This window comes from Nitrospiria bacterium (assembly GCA_035517655.1).
Taxonomy (GTDB): Bacteria; Nitrospirota; Nitrospiria; order JACQBZ01; family JACQBZ01; genus JACQBZ01.
On record DATIYJ010000018.1, the window covers coordinates 1 to 22,958 of the forward strand.

General features: G+C 59.5%; 21 protein-coding genes and 1 pseudogene. 11 read left to right on the forward strand and 11 right to left on the reverse strand.

What is annotated here, in order from left to right; all coding sequences use genetic code 11:
• From VLY20_03715 to VLY20_03735, 5 genes are all read left to right on the forward strand, one after another.
• Positions 1-368 (forward strand): hypothetical protein (locus VLY20_03715; GenBank protein HUK55744.1); only part of this gene is annotated, 368 nt, incomplete at its 5' end.
• Positions 361-1,614 (forward strand): HD domain-containing phosphohydrolase, encoded by a 1,254-nt coding sequence (locus VLY20_03720; protein HUK55745.1) that lies wholly within the window; start codon positions 361-363, stop codon positions 1,612-1,614. The genes VLY20_03715 and VLY20_03720, both read left to right, overlap by 8 nt.
• A 315-nt stretch (positions 1,615-1,929) precedes the next feature.
• Entirely contained in the window at positions 1,930-4,182 is a 2,253-nt protein-coding gene (locus tag VLY20_03725) for an HD domain-containing phosphohydrolase (GenBank protein ID HUK55746.1), read from the forward strand.
• Between the two features lie 149 nt (positions 4,183-4,331).
• On the forward strand, positions 4,332-5,486 hold the full coding sequence (locus VLY20_03730) for a hypothetical protein (protein HUK55747.1): 1,155 nt from the start codon (positions 4,332-4,334) through the stop codon (positions 5,484-5,486).
• Between the two features lie 47 nt (positions 5,487-5,533).
• On the forward strand, positions 5,534-5,917 hold the full coding sequence (locus tag VLY20_03735; protein HUK55748.1) for a rhodanese-like domain-containing protein: 384 nt from the start codon (positions 5,534-5,536) through the stop codon (positions 5,915-5,917).
• An 18-nt stretch (positions 5,918-5,935) separates the two neighbouring features.
• On the opposite strand, the gene VLY20_03740 is transcribed toward VLY20_03735, so the two are convergent.
• Positions 5,936-6,799 (reverse strand): dienelactone hydrolase family protein, encoded by an 864-nt coding sequence (locus tag VLY20_03740; GenBank protein HUK55749.1) that lies wholly within the window; start codon positions 6,797-6,799, stop codon positions 5,936-5,938.
• Positions 6,800-6,954: 155 nt separating this feature from the next.
• Between VLY20_03740 and VLY20_03745 the strand changes: the two genes are divergently transcribed.
• A complete protein-coding gene (locus VLY20_03745) occupies positions 6,955-7,416 on the forward strand; it encodes a hypothetical protein (protein ID HUK55750.1) in 462 nt (153 codons plus the stop codon).
• A gap of 28 nt (positions 7,417-7,444) precedes the next feature.
• On the opposite strand, the gene VLY20_03750 is transcribed toward VLY20_03745, so the two are convergent.
• On the reverse strand, positions 7,445-8,794 hold the full coding sequence (locus VLY20_03750) for a glycosyltransferase (GenBank protein ID HUK55751.1): 1,350 nt from the start codon (positions 8,792-8,794) through the stop codon (positions 7,445-7,447).
• A gap of 210 nt (positions 8,795-9,004) precedes the next feature.
• Between VLY20_03750 and VLY20_03755 the strand changes: the two genes are divergently transcribed.
• The 4 genes and pseudogenes from VLY20_03755 (at position 9,005) to VLY20_03770 (ending at position 11,360) form a co-directional block, all read left to right on the forward strand.
• On the forward strand, positions 9,005-9,601 hold the full coding sequence (locus VLY20_03755; protein HUK55752.1) for a DUF4337 domain-containing protein: 597 nt from the start codon (positions 9,005-9,007) through the stop codon (positions 9,599-9,601).
• Between the two features lie 73 nt (positions 9,602-9,674).
• A complete protein-coding gene (locus VLY20_03760; GenBank protein ID HUK55753.1) occupies positions 9,675-10,070 on the forward strand; it encodes a putative metallopeptidase in 396 nt (131 codons plus the stop codon).
• Between the two features lie 197 nt (positions 10,071-10,267).
• Positions 10,268-10,516, forward strand: a pseudogene (locus VLY20_03765) (hypothetical protein).
• 61 nt (positions 10,517-10,577) lie between these two features.
• Positions 10,578-11,360 carry a hypothetical protein gene (locus VLY20_03770; GenBank protein HUK55754.1) on the forward strand — a complete coding sequence of 261 codons (783 nt, stop codon included), beginning with the start codon at positions 10,578-10,580 and terminating at the stop codon, positions 11,358-11,360.
• Positions 11,361-11,607: 247 nt separating this feature from the next.
• Here the strand turns inward: VLY20_03770 and VLY20_03775 are convergent, their stop codons facing one another.
• The 4 genes from VLY20_03775 to VLY20_03790 form a co-directional block, all read right to left on the reverse strand.
• Entirely contained in the window at positions 11,608-12,477 is an 870-nt protein-coding gene (locus tag VLY20_03775) for a hypothetical protein (protein HUK55755.1), read from the reverse strand.
• Between the two features lie 106 nt (positions 12,478-12,583).
• The gene (locus tag VLY20_03780; GenBank protein HUK55756.1) at positions 12,584-14,434 is read right to left on the reverse strand and encodes a glycosyltransferase; all 1,851 of its coding nucleotides are present in this window, start codon (positions 14,432-14,434) and stop codon (positions 12,584-12,586) included.
• Positions 14,431-16,188: a glycosyltransferase family 39 protein gene (locus tag VLY20_03785; GenBank protein ID HUK55757.1), complete on the reverse strand. Its 1,758-nt coding sequence runs from the start codon at positions 16,186-16,188 to the stop codon at positions 14,431-14,433. Before VLY20_03785 ends, VLY20_03780 begins: the two co-directional genes overlap by 4 nt.
• The gene (locus VLY20_03790) at positions 16,182-17,261 is read right to left on the reverse strand and encodes a hypothetical protein (GenBank protein HUK55758.1); all 1,080 of its coding nucleotides are present in this window, start codon (positions 17,259-17,261) and stop codon (positions 16,182-16,184) included. Before VLY20_03790 ends, VLY20_03785 begins: the two co-directional genes overlap by 7 nt.
• Before the next feature lie 68 nt (positions 17,262-17,329).
• Here VLY20_03790 and VLY20_03795 point away from each other — a divergent pair, with 68 nt between their 5' ends.
• A complete protein-coding gene (locus VLY20_03795; protein ID HUK55759.1) occupies positions 17,330-18,196 on the forward strand; it encodes a hypothetical protein in 867 nt (288 codons plus the stop codon).
• On the opposite strand, the gene VLY20_03800 is transcribed toward VLY20_03795, so the two are convergent.
• The 5 genes from VLY20_03800 to fabF all read right to left on the reverse strand — a co-directional run bounded on the left by VLY20_03800 (position 18,159) and on the right by fabF (position 22,955).
• Complete coding sequence (locus tag VLY20_03800) at positions 18,159-19,790, reverse strand: DegT/DnrJ/EryC1/StrS family aminotransferase (GenBank protein HUK55760.1); 1,632 nt, start codon at positions 19,788-19,790, stop codon at positions 18,159-18,161. The genes VLY20_03795 and VLY20_03800 overlap by 38 nt on opposite strands.
• A 3-nt stretch (positions 19,791-19,793) precedes the next feature.
• Positions 19,794-20,150 carry an EamA family transporter gene (locus VLY20_03805; protein HUK55761.1) on the reverse strand — a complete coding sequence of 119 codons (357 nt, stop codon included), beginning with the start codon at positions 20,148-20,150 and terminating at the stop codon, positions 19,794-19,796.
• Entirely contained in the window at positions 20,147-21,343 is a 1,197-nt protein-coding gene (locus tag VLY20_03810; GenBank protein HUK55762.1) for a GNAT family N-acetyltransferase, read from the reverse strand. Before VLY20_03810 ends, VLY20_03805 begins: the two co-directional genes overlap by 4 nt.
• A gap of 81 nt (positions 21,344-21,424) precedes the next feature.
• The gene (acpP, locus tag VLY20_03815; GenBank protein ID HUK55763.1) at positions 21,425-21,676 is read right to left on the reverse strand and encodes an acyl carrier protein; all 252 of its coding nucleotides are present in this window, start codon (positions 21,674-21,676) and stop codon (positions 21,425-21,427) included.
• A 28-nt stretch (positions 21,677-21,704) separates the two neighbouring features.
• Positions 21,705-22,955: a beta-ketoacyl-ACP synthase II gene (gene fabF, locus VLY20_03820; GenBank protein ID HUK55764.1), complete on the reverse strand. Its 1,251-nt coding sequence runs from the start codon at positions 22,953-22,955 to the stop codon at positions 21,705-21,707.
• Positions 22,956-22,958: the final 3 nt, after the last annotated feature.

Genomic DNA, 22,958 nt, shown 5'->3' on the forward strand with positions numbered 1-22,958 from the left:
AAGCGATAGAAACGTTGGGAAAGGGCACCGACTCTTTTTATCAGGCCCTCTCGACCGCGCTGCGGGATCAGGACCCGGCGGTGTTCCGTAAAGCCGTTTCCATGATGATTTCCCATCGGGATCCAAGATCGATGGAAATGATCACGGCCCGATTAACATACACGAGCCGGTCGAAAATCGACGGGCACCTCATGACGGTCCTGGCGATCATCCGAAAATCGGGGGCCAAGGAATTAATCCCCGTCCTTGCGAAACTGCGACGCCAGCTGATGCTCCGTTTCTGGCAGTGGAACCGGACTCGCGCCCTCTATAAAGCCGTCAACGACACCATCCGCGAAATTCAACGGGAAAAAAGGACCGATGCCTGATCAAGATTCGCCCAAAAAACCGGATCCGACTTCACCGGACGGTCCCCGCAAGACTCCGCGCTTCCAGGAAATCGTCCCTTCCAGTCCGGAAGAAAAATTTCTCAGGGCCTTGTCCAAATTTTTGTGGGACCGTGCGTTGTATCCGGAGAACCACCCCCAAATTCTCGTGGATGTTTCAACGCTCCAAACCGCGCTCTCCCTCCTTTTCTCGGAGCGTCCGGAGCGCGTTTTTGTTTTTATCGAAGATCAGATATTCGTCGACGACCGACTCCTGCCGAACGCCCAACGAAACACCGGCGATATCGCTAAATTCCTCCGCGAAAGACAGGTCGACGCGTTTATCCTGCGACAAGGACTGACTTGGAATGAATTCGGGCCCTTCCTGAACAGTCTTTTGACTTCAAAACAGGAATCCTCAAAACAGGAATCCTCTCGAAAACCCGCCTTTCATTCTCCCCATATCGAGATCCGGGAGTTATCCTCCGTGGAAGGAACCAAACCGGTCGTTCCTTCCATCATCCAAGACCTGGGTTTTTCCGTTTCCAAAACCGCCTCAAAAAAAACGCGTTTTGTGGACGAAGCCAAACTGATCCGGGATATCTATACGGATTGGAACACAACGCAGGAAGCCTTGGTGAATCTGGTGGTTAAAATCATGCACGTCCTGGAAAAGGGCCTTTTCGAAAATCATCAATCCTTCATCCCGCTGGCCGATCTTAAATCGTACGATGAATACACCTACGTCCATGCCATCAATCTGGCGATCCTGACCATGGCCCAGGCGGAATCCATGGGATTCCCCAAGGAAGCCGTTCATGCCTTTGGCGTCGGGGCACTCCTGCACGATGTGGGAAAAACGCAGGTTCCCATCGACGTTTTAAACAAACAGGGAAAGCTGAGCCCCGAGGAATTTGAAGAAATGAAAAAGCATCCGGTTCATGGGGCCGTCGTGTTGCTTCAATATCCGGAGATCCCTCCCATCGCGGCCATCGTCGCGTATGAGCATCATCTGAAGTATGACGGAACCGGGTATCCCTCGATGAAACAAAAAAGGACCCCGCATGTCGCCAGCCGGTTCACGTCCATTTCGGACCAGTTCGACGCCATGCGAAGCAACCGTCCTTATCGAGATGCCCTGCCCCCGGAAAAGATCTTTGAGTTGATGCAGGAAAGTCGGGGAACGGGACTGGATCCTGATTTGCTGGATCATTTCATCGCCTTCATGAAATCCAGAAAAATCATTTGAAATCCCATTTTCAGTCGAAAGCGCCGCAGTAGAGATCGGCCGCAATTCCAGGGAGCCCGCAAAGGATCATTTAATTCAAGGTTCTAGAAACCGATTCCCGACAAAAAGCGTTCACCGCGAAACGCATTAACTCTCTGATAGAATAAGAGAATTTGGATGAGGTGCCGCCAGGCGGTATTTGGCAGCCCCTAGGCGGCGGATATCTTTGTGCTATACTCAATTTAGCGTGTAGATTCAAAATCTTAAGGGTTTGATAAGCCCTTGCGAGTCTCGGTCTTCCGGTAGAACGAACATTAATCATCCTGAGAATAGACCATGCCTGACTATGATGTGATCCGGGACCTTCTCGTACAATTCCACTGGATTTCTCAAATGGTGGAGGCCACTCTCCACGGCAAGCCCATCCCGCCCACCCAAGGGCAACCCACCACCCAAGTCAAGCAACTCATGGCCTCGCTCTTGGCGCTCTCGGAACAGTACAGGAGCCTTCAAGATCAGGTCGACGGCTATAGACGAAAACAGCAGGCGTTGGAGGTAACATTTAAAAACATGACGGCACAACTCGGCGTTGAAAAGATGGCCTCGTCGAACGCCGCGCTGCTGGAGGCAAACCTCAAACGAGCCGAGCGACGGATCGACGATCTTATCATAACGAATCAGGCCCTTCGAGGTCACGTTCTGGATTTGACGAAGCAGTTGATGTCCAGTCGGCAGGAATTTGCGTCCCGAGAATCCCTGGATAAAAAATTAGTCCTGCAAGAGAGTGAATCGCCCGGGCCGCCGATACAAAGCAGCGGAACCGGCCGATCGGTCGAGGCGCCTCCGCAAAAGCAGAACGGGGCGGATGACCGAACCAAAGACGATACGCAAGCTCTGCTTTTCATCCTGAAAACGGTTCAGTTAATGGACACCCATCTCCCACCGGAGGAGGTGGTCAAGCGCGCCTGTCAGATCCCATTGGACTGTTTCGGGTTTCAGCGCAGCGCGGCCTTTCTATGGGAAGAAGCCTCCGCCAGCTTCATCCCTGTTCATTCGTTGGGAATGAAAGCTTCTCTCATCGCGGCCTTCGGGGCTTCCAGACTTCGCGGAATGGACCTGCCCGTTTTGACCGAACTCCTGTCCAAAGGCAGCACGCTGGCGATTGAGAACTGCTGGAAGACTCCCACCCATGGAAAAGTTTTCACCGCTGACGGAAGAATCGAACCGTTCGAAAGCCCTTTCACGTTCCTGCCTAAGGACTTCGTCGAACGGTTCGAGATTTATTCCCTCATGGCCGTTCCGTTTGCCAATAAGGGAAGAATTCTGGGAGTCCTGCTGGTGGATTATGGAAACAACCCCCATGAATTTTCGGAAACCGAAATCGCCGCCATGAATGGCTTGGGGTTGTTCATCGGAATCAGCCTGGACAACATTCAAAGGCAGCAGACCACCACCCAACGCCTGCTGAAACTTGAACGCCAGACCGAAACGGAATCGGTGCTCAGCGACATCGAAGGGGCCATCGCCTCGATCGATCAGCCGGAGCAGATGATCGGGGCCGTCATCGGGATGATCCCGCGCGTCATCGCGTGCGATTGGGTCTCCGTCCTTCTCCGCGACAAACCCGCCGGAGGATTTTACGTGATGGGGAACCTGGGAGACCTCAGCGATCTGGTCTACGGAAAGGGCACCATTCCATTCGATTACCTCAACGGCGCGGCCGAACTCCAATACGACCGCATCCTTCATCGGGCCAACCTCGAAACCGAAAGCCGGACCTCCGCCCTGGATCTCTATCTGCTCAGTCATGGAATCCGCTCCGACGTGTATGTACCCATTCCCGTTCCGGGAGAAGTGATCGGATTACTCCATCTCTGCAGCCGTCGGGTGGCGGGTTTTGTTCAAGAAGATATCACGCTGGCCCAGGCCATCGCGAAACGGCTCGGCGACGGGCTGGAAAAGACGATGGCCCAGAGAGTGCGGGATCGCCGGAAGATCAACGGCCAATTCAAGCAGATCGAATCGCTGATCGACAACATATCCAAGAAGGACTTCAAATTGGGCGATTATCGTGACGCGATGATCGCCTGTGGACTGGATGTATCCCGCCGACTCAACCTGGATGAAGAGCAGCAGGGATGGATCAAATATGCCATCGTTCTTCACGAGATCGGAAAGAACGTGTTACCCGAATATATCCTGAACAAGCGGGAGAAACCGACCGCCAAGGAGATGGCCATTCTTCGCGGTCATCCCACGAAAGGCGCGGAGATGATCAAAAACTTCAGGTTCAGCCAACTGATTAAGGGGCTGAAGTTCAGTAAATTTGTCGCCCCTCAGATCCGACATCTCTACGAACATTGGGATGGGACCGGTTACCCTGAAGGATTGAAAGGGGAGACGATTCCCATCGGCTCCCGCATCGTCTCCGTGGTGAACGCCTATGCCGCCATGACGACCGGTCGGCCGTACCGCCATGCCCTCAGCAAAGCGGAGGCCCTCCAGGAAATCCAAGACGGAGCGGGAACTCAATTTGATCCCCGCGTGGTGGCCGCCTTCCTCCAGTGCCAGAACCAAAATCCGGAATAACGATCCGCCATTCTCTCGGTCCGGACTGACGGCACGTCACCCATCGATTGACACCTTCCTTGTTCCTCCTTTACAATTAGCATAGGCGGGTTTTTCGCGGTCAATGACCGTTAGCCGGCCGGACACGTCCATCCAGAGCAGCTTTCTTTATGAAATTGTTGAGCGGCCCGAAAAAGACCTCGTATGCGGCGGACCGGTGCTCGCGACTCACGGTGACGACGGCGACGGCGCTGGCCCTGATATTGACCGCCACGATCAACAGCCCCGGCCGAAGTTCAAAGGCCCGCGATGAAAACCCGCATCCGAAAGCACCCAGGTTTATCTCCCTGGCCGCGGGAAGTCATCACGTTTGCGGCATCCTCTCCAGCGGCCAGGTCACCTGCTGGGGAAGCAACATCATGGGGCAACTCGGCAACGGAGTTCAGGTCGATGCGCCCACCGAGACACCGGTCGAGGTGATCGGCATTGCGTCCGCAACCGTCGTCGCGGGCGGGGATGTCCACACCTGCGCTCGACTCCGAGACGGTACCGTCCAGTGTTGGGGAAGCAACCGTTTTGGTCAGCTCGCGAGCGACCTCCCAAGCTCAGCCGAACCCGTCCCCGTGCCCGAAATTACCCATGCCACGTATGTCGCATCGGGTTCCTTCCACAGTTGTGCCCTGATTGTGAGCGGCCGCGTCTATTGCTGGGGATTTAACAAATCCGGACAGCTCGGCGGCACCTCGGAACCCCAGTCGGAGGTTCCGGTGGAGGTCCGCGGAGTCGATCATGCCGTCGCCCTGTCGGCGGGCGGCTCGCATAGCTGCACCGTGACGACAAACGGCGCGGTCCAGTGCTGGGGGGGCAATTTTTCCGGTGAATTGGGAATCGCCGTGAAGGACACGACGTCGCGGCCGGTTACCGTCGCCGGACTCCCGCCGGCCCGCTCGGTCGCGGCGGGTGAAAACCATACCTGCGCGGTTTTGAGGAACGGTCAAATCGCCTGCTGGGGCGGCAACGCGACCGGGCAGCTTGGAAGCGGCTCGACGACCGATTCGGCCAAACCGGTGCTCATCGACGGCATCGCGCACGCGGCGAGCGTGTCGGCGGGGCACTTTCATACCTGCGCGCTGCTGAAAGGCGGACAGGTCGTGTGTTGGGGAAGCAACACCAACGGCGAGCTCGGAACCGGTCCGAAGACCGGCTCGCTCAAGCCGCTGACCGTCACCGGAATACCCCCCGCCATGGCGGTCGCCGCCGGCGATCGGTTCACCTGCGTCATCCTCCGGAACGGAACGGTGAAGTGTTGGGGCGGCATTCAATAACGAACGCCTCATTCGGTTCGCGAAATCAAACACAAAGAGGTGATTTCATGAAAAAGCTGTTACTGACGGGGTTATGGGTTCTGATCGGGACGGTCCTCACGGCTTCACCGTCCACGGCGGCGCGCCTGAAGACGATCGGCGGTCCGGAGCTTGAGGCCATGATGGCCGACGGCAAATCCATGGTGATCGTCGACGTGAGGGAGGCGGAACTGTTTTCGGCCGGCCACATCAAAGGAGCGATCAACATCCCGTATGACGACGCCAAAACACGCGTCTTGAAGGAACTTTCCCCCAACGACCGCATCGTGTTCGTTTGCCACGGCGGGCCGATGGGCGATGAACTGGGCAAGCTCCTTGTCCGGAATGGGTATAACGATGTCTACAATCTTGCAGGCGGCATGAAGAAATGGACCGGGGTCGTGACCCAATGACGTTCAGAGCGGCGGCCGTTACGCGACCCCGTATTTTTTGAACCATTCCAGCAGTCGCTCCCATCCGTCCTGCGCCGCTTCTTTGCGGTAGCTGGGACGGTAGTCGGCGTGGAAACCGTGTGGCGCATCGGGGTAAACGATGATCCGGGAAGGGCTGCCGGCCGCCTGAAGGGTCTTTCGCATTCGCTCGATCGTTTCGATCGGAATGGCCGCATCGGCCCCGCCGTACAGTCCGAGCACGGGGGCTTTCAGTTTTCCGACAAGATCGATCGGATATTGGGGCGTGAGACCGGTCGGCTGACCCACCAGCCGTCCATACCAGGCGACGCCCGCTTTTAGCCGCGAACTGTGCGCCGCGTAAAGCCAGACAATCCGCCCGCCCCAACAGAAGCCGGTGATTCCAAGCCGCCGAAGATCTCCCTTGCCGGATTCCCCGGCCCAGTCCGCAGCCGCGTCCAGATCGGCCATCACCTGCGCATCCGGCACCTTCGAAACCACCTGGGCAAGGATTTCCTGGACGTCGGGTATTTTCGAAACGTCTCCCTGCCTCGCGTACAGTTCAGGCGCCACGGCCAGATAACCCCTTTTTCCGAAGCGACGGCAAATATCCCGGATATGCTCGTGGACGCCGTAGATCTCCTGGACCACCAGCACGACCGGAAAAGGTCCGCCCTCAGCCGGCATCGCCCGGTAGGCCGGGATCTCGCCGTCGGCGACCGGAATCTTCACCTCGCCGGCCGACAACCCCACGGCGTCGGTCGCGATTGTCTGGGTCGAGACCGGGCGCACCGCCATGGCAAAGCCGGCGGCCAGCGCCGTGACGACAAATTCCCGGCGCGTGAAGTCATTCCGGGTTAAAAAATTTGGCATGCGTTCATCCATGACCACACCTCCGGCTTTGGAAACCCTGAAAATCCTCCCTCGATGGATCGTTTAGGCTGGGCCGAACCCTTGACGCAGTCAAGGGAACTCCTCTTGACAGAGGGGCTGGAGAGGTTTACCATAGGGGTATTGTTCGATTAGCCATTCCCATGACCATGGCCAAAAAAGTCCCTAAACAGGAATTCGTGGACCTGGGCGATCGTCGGATTCTTGCCGACGAATTGAAAAAATCCGTCGAGATCTGCCACAAGGACGGCCGGTACGTCGCCGTCCTCTGCATCATCGTGTGCGGCATCGACGCCTTCGCCGCCGGCGACAAAAGTTTCACGGCCCACAAACGGGATTACCTGAAAATCCTGGAAAAGCATTTTCCCGTCCTGTCCAAAAAACTTGGGGCTCAAAAATTCTACAATACCTACCGGCATGGCATCGTCCATCACTTCCATCCGATGAAGGGATACAACCTCAGCCAGGATTCCGACCTCAACGGCGAATACGTCGCCGAGCTGGAAATCGAGGGGAGACAGGCCGCCGGTGTTTCAATCAATATGGACCGCCTCATTTCGGATTTCATCCAACTCTGCGATTACGTTATTTCCGGCCATCCGCTCCCCTAACCCTCATCGCGCGCCGTCCGCGATCCGGTCAACGCGTCATCCAGGAGCGCGACCGGATCGTCAGCAAAGCGTACGGAAAGATCCAGAGCAGCGTCAAGAACGAGTAGTAGGCGTAAAGCACGCCGAAGAGACAGTTCCAGGACCGCTCGCTCTGCAAATAGAACAGCATGTAAAACCCGGACATCAATCCGATCGCGATCAGAACCCGCGGGATCGTCCACGGATCGCTGACCGACAGCACGACCATCAGCGTCAGGGCCGCATAGCTTACGGGATACCGCAGATTGGTGACGAAGCGGTCCAGGATCGCGATCAGGCGGGGTCCAACGGGCCGGGTCCAGACGATGCGCAAAAAACGCAGATCTTCACGGATGTAGCTCCGGTCCCAACGGATATACATTTTACACAGCTTCGCATACCGATCCGGAACCACGGTGCGGACCACCGCCGTCCGCTGGTAGACGGTGTCATACCCGCACGACAGGATGAAATTCGTCAGCGCGCGATCCTCGCCGTAGGTGCATTGGGCGCCCAGGAAGGTCTGTCGCTCCCACGGGAGCAGCACCCGGCGCACCACCGCGATCCGATACGCGGTCAACGCGCCGGGGCAACAGTAAACCGTGCGGTAGGTGGACTGCGTCGCACGCAAAAAGTCGAAGGCCAAGACGTACCGAACCTGCAACATCCGCGGAATCAACCCCTGTCGCCGATTGTAGACCTCCACTTTCCCGCCCACGGCGCCCACGTTCGAGTAGCGAAAAGGCCCGGCCAGCGCCAGGAGTGAACCGCTGTCGATCACGCTGTCGGAATCCACGGTGACGACGATTTCCCCGCGAGCCCGCCGAAAACCCTCCGCCAATGCGGCGCGCTTGCCTTGATTCCGCTGGAACCGTATCGGCGTGACCAAGTCCGGATGTCGTTGAGCGGCGCGCTCGATATATTTCCAGGTATCGTCCCGGCTTCCGTCATCCACGACAAGAATCTCCAACCGCTCTCGCGGATAGAGCGCCGCCGCCACGGAACCGACGGTCTTCTCGACCATCGCCCCCTCGTTATAGGCCGGGATGATGACGGTCAGCGAAGGGGCTTCGGCCATGGAGGCGGATGCAAAGGGCCGGTAGCGGAACCACAGAAAGGTCCGAAAAGCCAATAACGAGGTCCCCATGATAATCCATAAGAAGCCCGGCCGCTCGATAAACCGGGCCCATTGGTTGGACACGGATTCGTGGAACAAAGGACGGAAGAGGTGGCTTGAGAGAAGGCTGTAGCTGAGTCCGGCGAGACTCAAAAAGATGGCGCCTCTGAGGATCCAATCCCAAAGGTCCGTACGAGTTTTGACGACCCCTTTCTCACGAATTAAGATTGATTCCGAAGACATTCTGTTTACTTTCTGAGCAATGTATAAAGATTTTTTAAGTATAAGATAAATCGGTGACGGATCTCAAGAGGCGGCAAAAGGCGGACGGGAAGAATCCGATTCGGCCTTGACATTCTTGATCAAAGCACCGAGGATCATTGTACCATAGACCCTTGCCTTTTTTCGAGCGGTTGGGTATAGTGCCTCCCCTTAGGAGGCGGAACATAAGGCATGGCCGAACTCGAAGTGCCGAAACTGGAAGAGCTGGAGCAATTCAAAACCCGATCCTTCGAGCGGCGGGTGGCGCTCACGACCTCGATCTTCGCCGTAATCCTGGCCATCGCCGGTCTCGGCGGAAACAACGCCACCAAGGAGATGCTCTTGGCCCAGCAACAGTCTTCGGATCAGTGGGCTTTCTACCAGGCGAAGTCGATCAAGGAACACCAGACACGGACGCATCGGCTGCAGCTCGACCTGGAGTTGGCCGAGCGCGGCGCCAAGATGCCGCCCGAGGCGCGGAAGAAAACCGAGGCGCTCCTGGCGCAGGTCACGGACGAGGAGAAGCGCTACCAGTCCGAGAAGCAGGAGATCGAAAAAGAGGCGAAGGCCCTGGAACATGAACGCGACGTGAACCGCACCAAGGACCCGTATTTCGATTTCGCCGAAGTGCTGCTTCAGATCGCGATCGTCATGGCCTCGATCTCGATCCTGGCCGACACGCCGGTGATCTTTCATTTCAGCCTGGTCCTCGCCTCGTTCGGCGGCTTCCTGGCGTTGAACGGCTATTTGCTTCTCCTCCGGATCCCCTTTCTTCAAACCGGCCATTGACCCGTGCGGAGGACACCGCCTTGCCTTTTTTGAAATCCTTGGGTATAGTCCATCACAATCAGGAGGGGTGGCGTTGGAATATCACCCGGCACCGGATATCGACGAGGAGATCGCGCAGATCGTCCGGTCGCTTGAGATGGACCACATCCAACCCGGGCGCGTCCGGGCGATCCGAAGCCGGGGGACCAAAAGCCGCCGGATTCTGGCCCGCTGCCACGGTTTGCCCAAAGCCCTTCAGACCGGGTTGAGTCTCCCAGCCCATTACGTGATCGAGCTCGTCTCGGAAAACTACAACCGTCTCTCCGAAGACGAGCGGACCAAAACCCTGATCCACGAGCTCCTCCACATCCCGCGCGTCTTCGGCGGGGGTTTCCGAAACCACGACTATGTCCGAGACCGCCGGGTGAACCAACTCTACGAACAGTACCTGAGAAAAACAAGGAATCCGCCCGGCCTTCCCCCGCCTTGACCATCCTCGTCCCGGAAGCGTACCATCGAAGCTCGTCACGCCGGCCCCGCCGGGACAAGAACGCCGTCTCACCGAACAGCACAGGAGGACCCCATGAGCCGCAACGCCTGTCTTTTCACCCTTGCAGCGATCTTCTTTTCCTCTTTCTCCTTCACTCCGATAATCCGCACCGCCGCGGGGGAGGATACGATCACGGCGTCATCGGTGAGATTTTTGACAAAGTCTATATCGACGGCTCCCTGAACGGAGCGATAAATTATAAGGTCCAAACGACGACGGTTCCGTCCGGCGGCGCGGTCATCGTCGAGTTTGTAGTCGACGCGCCCGGGGCCTATCGTCTGGTGGATCACAGCATCTTTCGGGTGGCCGACCGGCAATGGAATCCGCCTTCCAACCTGCACATCTGGCCCGTGCCGGGCGGACTGATCATGGTCTTGGAATTTTAACGCGGGGCCGTTCGGCTGTCTTGCTCTGATCGCCGCCGGTCTGATGGCTGAAATGGAGGAAATGATGGGCCGCAATGAAGAAAAAATGAACATGGTCAAGGAAGAGATCTTCGGCAAAGTACCGGAGGTCACTCTGATCTTCTGGATCATCAAGGTCCTGGCCACGACCCTGGGCGAGACCGGCGGGGATGCCGTGTCCATGTCGATGAATCTCGGCTATATCGTGAGCACTGGAATTTTTGCGGTGATCTTCATCGCTGCGGTCATCGTCCAGGTCTCCGCGAAGCGATTTCATCCGGTCGTGTACTGGACGACCATTGTGGCAACGACAACGGTTGGAACGACCTTGGCGGACTTCGCGGATCGTTCGCTGGGCATCGGATATGCGGGCGGAACAACCATTTTGTTCGCCCTTCTGATGGCGTCACTGTTCATTTGGTATCGCGCTCTTGGTTCGGTCGCCGTGAATACCGTAAGCACTCCGAAATCCGAAATGTTCTACTGGGTCACCATCATGTTTTCTCAGACCTTGGGCACTGCGCTTGGCGACTGGACCGCGGATGCCGACGGCCTTGGATACAATGGCGGCGCGTTGGTGTTTAGCGCAATGCTGGCCATCCTTGCAGCAGCATACTATCGAACGACCCTATCCCGCACGATGCTTTTCTGGGCGGCCTTCATCCTTACGAGACCCCTTGGAGCCGTGGTCGGCGACTTCCTGGACAAACCCGTCAGTGAGGGCGGCTTGGCGTTAAGCCGCTACGCAGCATCGGCAGGGCTTCTCGTGCTCATTGGGTTGTGCATCTTGATCTTTTCGCATAAAGCGGCTAAACATGGGCATTGAGCGCCGAGGATAAAACCCATCGAGCGGTGGCTTTCAATTCCTTCCACGGGACTGCCTGCGACAGCCGTGACATCAGCGTAAAAGACCCGACACCGAATTTTAGGAATCGGGGCTTCAAGCATTAAAATCGAGCTGGCATATCCAACGGCGGCCCGATCGGCTATTGGGAGGCCGACCGGCAACGGAATCCGCCTTCCAACTCGCCCATCCGGCCCGTCCCGGGCGGATTGATCATGGTCTGGGAATTTTAACGCCGACTCGGTGCGGGATCCGGAACTGAAACGGCATTCTGGCGCTCGGCGTATTCGCGGCATTGTTGCCAGTCGTCGGCGTACCGTTGCCGGATTTTTTCCAATTGCTCTTTGGGAATCAGGTCGTCCTTCGGCAGCCAGGCGTCGGGCAGCAACACCGCGGGGTAGAGGATCGAATAGACAAGCAGCGAGCGCGACCGCTTCTGGACCCAGCGCCAGACTCTCGGCCCGGAAAATTGCTGCACCGGCGAGAACAAATAGCGGCTGACGCTTCGAAGCACCCGGAGTTGTTTGTCGGCGTAGGAGGTGTGGAAGGGACTCAGGGAAATTTGGTTCCGGTCGTAGTCCGCGCTGCAGAACCGGGCCATCTTGTCCACGAAGGCCACGGCGTCGGATTTCAGGTCCTCATAAAACAGAACCAGCGGTTTTTCGGAAAAATATTTTTCCAGAATACGCAGCTTCGGAAAAAAATAGAGATCGCTCTGCTTCCAGTAACCTTTGTCCCGTTCAAGGTCGAGGAAGGCTTCGAAGGGCAGGCCGAACCCGTTTTTGACGCGACGGCGATACTGCGAAGCAATCCAGGAATCGTGCCGGCGCAGCACGATCATCGTGCGCGCGTGCGGATAGCGGGCTGCAAAACGGCTCACCTCCCTCTCCAGCTGCCTGTCGAACTCGCGCGACACGAGGTACTTCAGATGGTCGGATCGGTCGATGATCTCGGCATAACGGTGATAGCGCGTATTCTTCACGTAATAAATGCCGCGGAAATTGGGGAACACCTTGTGCTGAAGCCACGTCGTCGCGGTTTTGGCCAGCCCGACATGGAAGAAGATCTGTTTTTCGCGGGAAGCGATGTTTGCGTCCACTCAAAGACCTTTAATTCGTCAACGCGGTTCGAACGGATACTGTCGACCCCGCCGTCCATCATATGGCCGAACATGAAAAAAGGCAATAGATTATCGTGGACGATCTCTAAAGGGCCTTCTCCGAACAGGGATCGCTTTCCGGAACGGGCCGTCGCCCGTTGAAAAGCACCCAATAAATCCGCAACGAATCCAGAACCGGCCGGAAATGGGAGGAGCGGTTGCCGTTTAGATAAACCGTCTGGATCGGAACGGTGCCGATTCTCCGATGATGTCCCAACGCCAGCAGGAGAATCTTCATCTCCGTCTCGTAGCGCCGCCCCTGAACAGACTGCACTACCTCCCGCACAAAGTTCCGATCCAGTGCGCGCAAACCGGATTGGGTGTCCAGCGGGCTTTCGGGGTAGAGCCGGCGCAGCAGCGCACTCGTCAGCGTGTTGCCGATGCGGCTCCGGAGAGGCATCGCCCCGAATTGGACCCGTTCCCCGATCACCAACGACGCGCCTTTTTCTTTCCACGCGCGCACGAGACGGGGAATGTCGGCCGGACGATGTTGACCGTCGCCGTCGACCGTGACCAGCAGATCGAACGGCCATTCCGAGATTGCGAGGCGGAACGCCTCGAGAAGCGCGCCGCCCTTGCCCCGATTGACCGGAAAAGAAACCACCCGGACCCGCCCGCCGCCCTCGGCCTGAATTCGATGCAGGACTTCACCGGTTCCATCGGTTGAACCGTCATCCACCGCGATCACGTGATCGGCGTGAGCGGCGGCTTCGCGCACCACCGCTTCGCACAGCGCGGCGACGTTGTAGCAGGGGATCACGCAGCAGATCACCGGCCGGCATTGGATCGCCCCGCCACGGACGGACGGTTCGGAGACAACCCCGCCCCGCGGGCGGTGAATCGGGACCTCGCGCCATCCGGCCTCATCGAAGAACCCGGGTCGGGATTCCAGCTTGACGAACATTTTTTGAACGGGAGGAAAGAGGGAAAGCGGGAGCAGGACCTCGCCCCGCCTCCGGTTGCCGTAGAGCCGGGCGCAGGCGATCACGGCCCCGGAGACGCCGTCGCGCACGTCGGCGACCCCGGCCGGTCGTCGGGGCAGCGCGATCGAAAGCCGGAGCGCGCGGCCGGAGGGGTCGTCCCCGGCCAGGTAAAGGACCGCACGGCCCCGCAAGGTCGGACGCATCCGCATCGCCCACTTTAGGCGCAGCGTCTTGTTCTCCACCGCCGCAAACCGCACCGGATGGGCATCGTCCCGATCGATCGGATCGGCCGCGGCCATGAATCGTTCGTGGTCCGCCGCGTAGGAGAGGAACCTCCGACGGCTCAACAACAACTGACTCGCGTAGCGGAGAATCGCCTCGCGCTTTCTCGCCCGGACGGAAGGGGCCACCGGAAGCAAAAAGCCGCTCCGCTCGGGCGGCCGCGAACGGGGACAATGAATCAGATAGCGGATCGGCATCAACCCGGACCGATCCGGCGTCAAACGGGCCAGCGCAAAGGACGCCAGCACCGCGAACGCGCTGTGGTCCGGATGGCCGTCGAGCTCCGAAGGGATCGCCAGCTTCGTCGGACGCCAGGCTTCGATCTCCCGGGTCAGCGCGGTCACAAGATCGTTCCGGCCGCTCATCAAAAGGGGGGTTAAGCCCTGATCGGGGTATCCCAAAAAGACCGCGTTGTCCTCCGGAACGCCGAGGACGGCAAACGCCGAGCGGACCTCGGCCCGCCGACGCCGGCCCCAACGGATCCGTTCATCGGGCCCGATCCGCCAGCGGCGCTCCAGGGCCCGTTGCGGCCAGGGATTGTTCTCCCCGTCGGTCACAAAAATCACGCGGACCGGCGCGCCCGCGGCGATGGCGATCTGAAGGAGCCCGCCCGCGGCCAGGGTTTCATCGTCGGGGTGAGGCGCAAGGACCATCACCCGGTCCCGGCCGTTGAAATTTAAAACCGTCGTCATAGCGACCTCTTTTGGACCGGGAAAGGAAGGTAGCCCCGCTCCACCGCTTGGGCCCATACCACGGCCAGCCGCCCGGTTCCGGCCGATGGCCGAAATTCGTGATGCCCCCGATCGAGGAACCTCGCGCCTTCGTAGGGACGGCCGTCCAGCCCGCCCGCCGCGGCGCCGGCGTCGCTGATCATGGAATACCGAGCCGGAATTTCGATTTCAAATGCGATGGGACCGGTTCCATCGATATGAGAGGCCAGAAGCCGCCCGGCCACGCGCAAGCGGCCCACGGGCAGATAATTTTCTTCAAGGAAAGCGCGGCCGCGGACCGGGAAGAGACCGACGTCCGCGATCGTCACGCAGGTGCGGGTGGCGATCAGCCGCTCGGGAATGTCATCGACAATAAGTCCCTGCCGGAGCCGCGCCTGGGTGACGCTCTCCAGCGCATAATAGAACGGACGGGAACGAAACACCGTCTCGCCTTTCAGGTCGAGGACGGGATCCTCGGCTCGGGTCAATCGAAGGACGTCCGTGAGCAGACCCACTTCATCGCGCGTCCCGTCCCGCCACACCGGAACGGCCGCCAACAAAAATACCAGCTCCGCAACAGCGACCGCCGCGGGCGCCGCCGCGTCGAGCCACGGACGTGCCGGACCCGTCCTTCCCTCTTGAGCTTTCCGGAAGCCGGCGACGGCCAAGAACGACGGCGTCAGAAGGACAACAAGAAGCGGATAAAACGGGAGATGGTCCTGGGCCGAAAAGACCGGCCAGAAGGTGTGCACCGCCAAGAAGTACAACCCGGCCGCGAGAAAGACAACCGCACGCCGGGCCCCGATGGCGGGATCGGGAGCCCGGTGCGCGATCGTCCGCGCCGCCCATCCCAGCGGCGGCAGCATGAAGACTAAGAGAAGGACTCGACCGGAATTCGCGGGCCGGGACCCCAGGCCCGAAACGAGGTTGTGGACCACCGCACCATAAAAGAATGCCGCGCCGGCGTCTTGGACGGCAAAAAACAGCGCCAACCCCAGGGGAACCAGCACGAATCCCGCCAAGGCCGCCGCGGCCAATCGGCCCGGGCCGGGGTCCCGGGTATCCCGCCGGACGTTGGGAGCGAGCGCTCTCGTTGACAAAAGCGCGACGCCGAGCGCGGCCAGCAACAGGATTGTTTTCATCGAGACGCTCAACGCGGCGCCCAACAAAAGGCCGCCGAAAAAGCTTCGCGAGGAGGTCGGCGGCCCTTGAAGCAGAACGTCCAAGGCCAGGAGCCAGAGCGTGGCCCAAAGAACATCGGTTCGAAACTGGACCGTGTAAATAAAAAAACCGGGAAGCAGTCCGGTGAACACCGCGGCCCAGAGTCCGGTCCGGCGGCTAAAGAGCTTGAGACCGATCCGGTACGTGGCCCAAAGCGACAGAACGGCCAACGGGATCATGGCCAGTCGCATCCAGAGCAGGACATCGGGCCTCTCGCCCAAAACGCCCACGAGCGGCGCGAAGAGAAGATGAAAAAGCGGCGTGTGATTATCGAAAACGTCTCGGTATTGAAGGAGGCCCCGCGTCCAGCCCCAGGCCACGTGCAGGTGCTGGGGTTCGTCCGAGTTGAAGCGATAGCGGAAGACGTAGACGACGCGCCAGAACAACGTCATCGTAAAAAACGCCGCGATCAAGCCCCGTTCGCCTCTTGAGATCGCGGCGTTCGAATCCGCGTCCGCGATCGTTTGAGAAGCCACGGTACGATTCACCCGGACCGGGAGGAGTTGCGTTACCATTGAAGCGCCGTTCCGCCCAGAACTTCCATCGCGCCCGAAGGGGAGAGGCCCCACGCTCCCTGAAGGTTCAGCGGCAGTTTGTTAAAAAGGAGATGGGTCACCCCGCCCGTCACCGCACCGTACAGGTGCGGGCTCCATCCACCGGCGGCGTCATATCCCACATGAAAACTCCAATCCGGCGTCGGCCGGAAGGCAAGCCCCGCCTCCCCGTCGATAAATCCCTTCACGGCGAACTGCTGATAAAGGTAGCCCGGCAGAGGAATGTTGAAGTCGTCCTCCTGAAGGGATCCGAGGGTCGTGGACCAGAACCGGGCCGAACGGGAATCCGCGCCTTCGCGCGCCGCCAACCCGAACGTGGTCGATGGCGAGACCGGGTGATACCATTCTTCCACGCCCTGGACGGTCGCGACCGTTTTCTCCGGCTCCGACGCGAATCCATTAAATTGGAGGGCGGAAAAGGAAAAAAACAGCCGGGTACCGGAGGTCGGTTCATCCCATTTCGTCCGCTGGGTTCGGTCCCGCTCCAGCTGGAGCAACTCCGTCGTTTTCCGACCCGTCTCCTTAACGTCGCCGTCCAGTTTTCCCGAAACCCATTCGACGCCCAGACGGGCATCCGCGACCGGGCTTCTTTTCAGGATCCCCGCTCCCGTTCCCAGGCCCCGAAACCGGGTCTCGGTGAGCCGGCCGCTTTGTTCCGAGGGTTGATAGAAGAAAGGATATTCCGCGATGAAGGCGATATAAGGGCTCACCGACGCAGGCGACTCCAAGGTCAACCGGCCGCCATCCGAGTCCACCGAGGCGTTCACAAAGGTGAGTCGGGGCGTCTTCAGTATAAAATCCTTTTCCCACGAAAGAAGCCCCAAGCGCTGCGAATGCCCCGCCTTTCGGCTCTCGATCCATTCCCCGCCCAGCAGGACGGTTTGCAGATTCGAGGAGTCGTCGCGCGGGTCCGACCGGGCCGGACTATTTTCCTGAGGAAACCCGAAATAAGGATTCGGGGCCCCCTGCAGCTCTCTCGGCAGCATCATCGCCCCGCTGAGGATAAAAATTAAAATCCCGCCCTTCCTTCTCAACAATTTGACTCCCCGCTTTATTTCAGATAGGCTGTTTCAACACGCGCCGCAAGGCCGTCCGATGGAAGATGAAAGAGCCTCTCATTCTCGATTTTGACCGGTCCGTCCTGTCGCTCGCCGGCGTCAGCACCGTTCCTCTGAACGACTGGCAACGGGTGATTCGTTACGGCTGCTCCCTCGCCGACATCGAACGACTCGAAACCGTCTTGAACGCACAAATGGACGAGGGACCCCGGCTGGCCTTCCTGGGAAGCGGCGATTTCCATCACGTCAGTTATCTGATGATCCGGCGGCTGCATTCCATGGGACCGTTCCAGGTCGTCGTTTTCGACAACCATCCCGACAATATGCGCTTTCCCTGGGGCATTCATTGCGGATCCTGGGTGCATCATGTCTGCCGGCTGCCGTTCGTCTCCCGGGTGACCGTCGTCGGAATCACGTCCGACGACATCCGGGGATTTCACCTGTTCGAAAACCATCTCCGCCCGCTTTACGCCGGGAAGCTTTTCTACTTCTGCTTTTCACCCGTCCCGATGCTGGCCCGCCGACTCGGCCTTTCCGGGATCAAGGATTTCCGGGACGGGCAAAACCGGCTTTCGGAACGGATCCGGACGGACATCTTGAACGTCGACTGCGATCCCGTCTATCTATCCATCGACAAAGATGTTCTCTCGCCCCGGATCGTCCGGACCAATTGGGACCAGGGGATCCTGACGGAGGAGAACCTCTTCGAGGCCGTGCGGTTTCTAAAACCTCGCCTTCTGGCCGCCGACGTCACCGGCGAAATCTCGTTCTACCGTTATCCCCAGCCCTGGAAAAGGGTTCTGAGCCGACTGGACGGCCAGTCTCCTCCATCGCCTGCTGATCTCGATCAACACCAGCATCGCCACCGGACCCTCAATGAGAAATTAATTTCGATCCTGCGGCCGGATTAGACGTCGCGTCCGCAAGGATATTACAGATCCGCGAGAACTCGTTTTCCGAAAGCCAGGCGCTGTTCGTGATCGTCAGACAGCGCTCCGCCAAGGAGGATGCGTTGGGCATCGGCCCTGCGGACACGATCCCCCGTAGATCGGGGTAGCCGGTCAGATCGTGAATAAAGAGACGGGTCACGCCCAACCCGGAAGTCCAGAGACGGGAGAGCGCGAGATCACAGGCTTCGTTCGTCTCGAATAAAACCGTCAGGAACGGCCAGGTCCCGCCGTCCGGGGGTGAATCGTTGATGACCCTTAACGCCGGAACATTCTCCAGGCGCTTGGCCCGCCGACGGCCCCGCTCCGCGTTCTCCAACACGGCCACCGGAAACCGTTGCAAGGCCGCCGCTCCGATCCGCTTGCGCCAAGCGCCCATTCGGTGCAGGGGGATATCCCGATTAAAAGTATCACCCACCGCACGCGCGGGATCGCCCTTTTTCAGCCAGTAACGCAACGGAAACCCGTAGGTCAGCCGCAAGGCGGCCGGATGGTATCCGAGTCGATACCCGATCAGCTGGGTCAAGCGGACCCATTCAAAAAGCGGCCGAGGCGGAACGAGTCCGCGGGCGGTCTCCGCAAGCGCCCTTCGCAACGACGCGTCGCGCGACACGAGAACGCCCCCCTCGTACAACGTCAACCCCTTGCCGCGGGCCAGACTGTAAAACCCGATCTCCCCGATCGTTCCGACGAACCGGCCCTGCCAGACGGCGCCCAGCGACTGCGCCGCGTCTTCCACGACGGCGGCGCCGACGCGTCGCGCGATCTCCAGGGTCGGAGCCAAATCCGCGGCCGCTCCCCCGAGATGGGTCGGCACAATGCAAAGGGTGTCGGAGTCACAAACGGCCGACAGGGCGTCCGGGTCAAGATCGAACCGGTCCTTGCGCGTGTCGCAGAGCCGGATCCGGAGCCCGGCGCGCGCGACGGCCATCGGAACCAGCGGACAGGTATAGGCCGGAACGACCACCGTGCGTCGGGTGCTGAGGCGCTTGAGGGTTTCCAGCGCGATGAGTAAACAGGCGGTGCCGGAGCATTCCACCTGAACGGCCGGAACGTTCAAGAACCGGGCGAAGGCGGTCTCAAAATCAAGCCCCGCGCCGCGCATCGGAAGAAAATCGCGCCATCGCAACGGCAAGCCCGCCGTGGGCGGCAGTTCGCGCCACCGCCGCGGCTCGACCTTCTCCTTCCGCTCGCGCTCGCCCCGCGGCGTCAGCAACCCGATCCCGCACAGGATCAGAAGACTCCCGAGGGCCTGAGCCCCGGAAAGGGATTCTCCCAAAACCAGGACCGAAAACAGCAAGACCGAAACGATCTCGAGATGGGAAGCGGCGAAGGCCGGGCCGACCGGGGCATGTCGGAGCAACGTCATCCAGGTCGCGAAGGCGCCGAGATAACCGAGGACCGCGAGATAAATCCATTTCTCGACGAGGAGGCGGCCCAGCCATCCGGCGTCGAAGCCGGCGGGAGCGGCCGCCACGGCCGCGAACTTGAACCCGATCTGGGCGGCGGTATCGAAGACCATCAAAATGATCAACCCTGTGAGAAAAAACCGGCGCATCCTCTAACCCCACCCGACCCAAACCACGCCCGCCGCGATCAGCAGCGAGCCTGCGATGCGGCGACCGGTCAGCCTCTCACCGAAAAGGAGCCGCCCGCCCAACAGGATCGCCAGAATATTGACGCTGCCGACCAGCACCGCCTGCGACAACGGGACGAGAGAAAGAAACGCCAGCCAGAGCATGAACTCCGCGACGAACGCGGCCAGGCCCATCCAGATCCATCGATCGCTTAACAGGACGGCCCAGCGCCTGAACCCGTTCCGTTCCTCCCCCCCCGTCGCGGCCGCTTTAAACGACAGATGTCCGGCCGTGTCGAACAGGATGTTGCCCAACCAGATCAGGGTCGCCGTCGGCGTCATGACGTCCCCTCCGGAGCTCCGCGGCGGGACCGGTCGCGCCCCCGGTCGGCCCAGTTCCGATCCGTTTCAAAAAAGCGCCGCAGCCTCCTCAGACCGGCCCGGAGAAGCGGACTCCTGGGATAAACCGCGTGCTGCGTGAAGGTCAACCCCGCGCCCAGCGCCGTCTTCACCTCGGGATCGGTCCATCCCGCGATGTAGAAGCGCAGGCCGTGCCGGATCGCGTACTCCAGATTAAAAATCCAGCTGAGAAAGTAGAGGTTCCATTCCCGCGCGTCGGGATAGGCCAGCCCGATGGTTTTGTCGATCAGGTTGTTGCGATAAATGAAACAGAGGTTGAATCCGATCATCTTCCCCCGATGCCGGTAGACGAAAACGATTCCCCCGCCCGCGGGGCGGCGAAGAACCGCGTCAAAAAACGGGAGGGACAGTTGATCGAAATGAATCTCGCTCTGTCGGTAGACGTTCAAATAGAGATCGTAGAGCCGGCGGACAAACGCCTCGTCCGAAAAGACGGGATCTCCGAGGGGAATCTCCACCACCTCGATTTCGGACCGCTTCCGCAGTTTCCGGCGGATATCTTTTCGTCTGGAGTGGGACAAGCCACGGAGGTATTCGTCGATCGAAGCGAACTCGATCGGAACAAAGGCCAGCGCCTGTCCGGCCAGAACTTGGAACCCGGCTTGCCGACATTGGTTCCGGACGTCATCCGCCCTCTTATTTTCATCCGGCGTCAAGAGCGGAGAGTTCAACGGGAGGTCTTTCAGGATCAGGAACGAAACGTCCTGCGCTGCGGCCTGTTCCTGCCAATCCGAGATCCAGGCCCCGGAATCGTTCCGCGACGGATAAAGAAGATATTCGGACACGGTCGTTCCGACAAAAAGGGTCCGCGGTTTCAGGAAGCGGCCCAGACCCCCAAAATCCAGGATCGGTTTGACGACCCTCTTGACGTGCGGGTCCAGCGTGGTCAGAAGATCGAAGGAAGTCACGAAAGCCGGGGTCCGGCGATCGGACGACCGGATTTCCAGCGGGCTGAATCCGACCGGCGGATTCTTCAAAAACGCCTCCACGAGAGACGCCGGCTCGAGAAGGTTGAAATAGACTCCGTCCGATTCCGTTTCGCGAGCCGAACACGGCGAAGCGACGCTTTGATCGGTCTCGAGCCCGGATGCGGGAGAGCCGGACGGCTGGGACACTGTAGGCCGAGTTTTCAAAGAGGTCTCGAAAGGTTCGGAGGGCCGCTTGGACAACCGGACCCCGATCCGATTAAAAAACCGCTACGCCGGCTTCGTTTTGTTCTGGATGTAGGAAACCACGTCCTGAACCCGGACAAACGCCAACGCGTCCGCGGTGGGAATCCCGATATTGAACTCGTTTTCCAACTCAAACAGGAGTTCGAAAGTGTCCAGCGAGTCCAGCCCGAGGTCCTGGACCAGTCTCGATTCGGACAGGATGTCCGAAGCATTCTTCTGAAATTTCTCGGCCAATCGGCCTTTGATTCGTTCTTCGATCAGATCTGTGGATTCCATAGGACCTCTCTCATTGAACAATGGACCATTACGAAATCGCCCGCATGACCAGACAGGCGTTATTGCTTCCAAAACCGAAGGAGTTGGATAAAGCGACCTGAACCGGTCTCGCACGGGCCTGGTTGGGCGTATAGTCCAGATCGCATTCCGGATCGGGCGTCTCGATGTTCACGGTCGGATGAATCCTTCCCCGCTGGAGGGTGAGCGCGCAGACGATGGCTTCGATCGCACCGGCCGCGCCGATGGTGTGACCGATCATCGACTTGGTCGAGTTCATCGAGATGTCATGGGCGTGCCGTCCGAACACCGATTTGATCGCCCGCGTTTCGACGGCGTCGTTCAACAGCGTGGAGGTGCCGTGGGTGTTGATATAATCCACCTCCCAAGGCGAGACCTCTCCGTCTTCCAACGCCAAGCGCATGGCCCGGGCCTGCTCCGCCCCGCTCACGTCGGGGCTGACCATGTGGGAAGCTTCGCAGGCGCAGCCGTAACCGACCAGTTCCGCATACATCGAGGCTTTTCTTCTCTCCGCGGATTCCAACGTTTCCATAAGGACGACGCCTGCGCCTTCTCCCAAGACGAACCCGTCCCGGTTTTTGTCAAACGGCCGGCTGGCCCGGTCCGGGGCGTCGTTTCGAACCGAAAGGGTTCGCAAGGAACAGAAGGCGGCCAGCACCCCCGGCAGGAGGCAGGCCTCCGTTCCACCGGCCATGATCATATCGGCCCGGCCGGATCGGATGAGGTCCAGTCCCTGTCCGATGGCGTTGCCGCCCGAGGAACACGCGGTGGAGATCGTGATGTTATGGCCCTTCAGTCCGTACGAGATGGCCATCTCGGCCGCCGCGGCATTGGATGTGGCCAATGGAACCGACAGCGGATGCACGCGGCGAGGGTTGCCGGTCTCGAACAGCGTCCGCAGCTGGACTTCATAGATCCCCATTCCGCCCATCCCCGTTCCGATCACGACCCCCGCCCGGGTCCGATCGATTCCGGAAAAATCGATTTGTCCGTCCTCGACCGCCATTTTTGCCGCGGCCATGGCATACCGGGTGACCGTGGCCATCTTCGGTATTTTGGAAACCGGGATGTAATCCTCCGGACGAAAATCCGGAACCTCCCCGCCGATTTGACTGGGATAGGAGGAGACATCAAAACGTTGAATGGTCCTGATTCCGGACCTCCCTTCCATCAGGCCGGCCCAAAAGGCCTCCTTGCCCGAGCCGATCGGAGAAACCACGCCCAATCCGGTTAAAACCACCCGCGGCACCGCCTTGCCCATTTT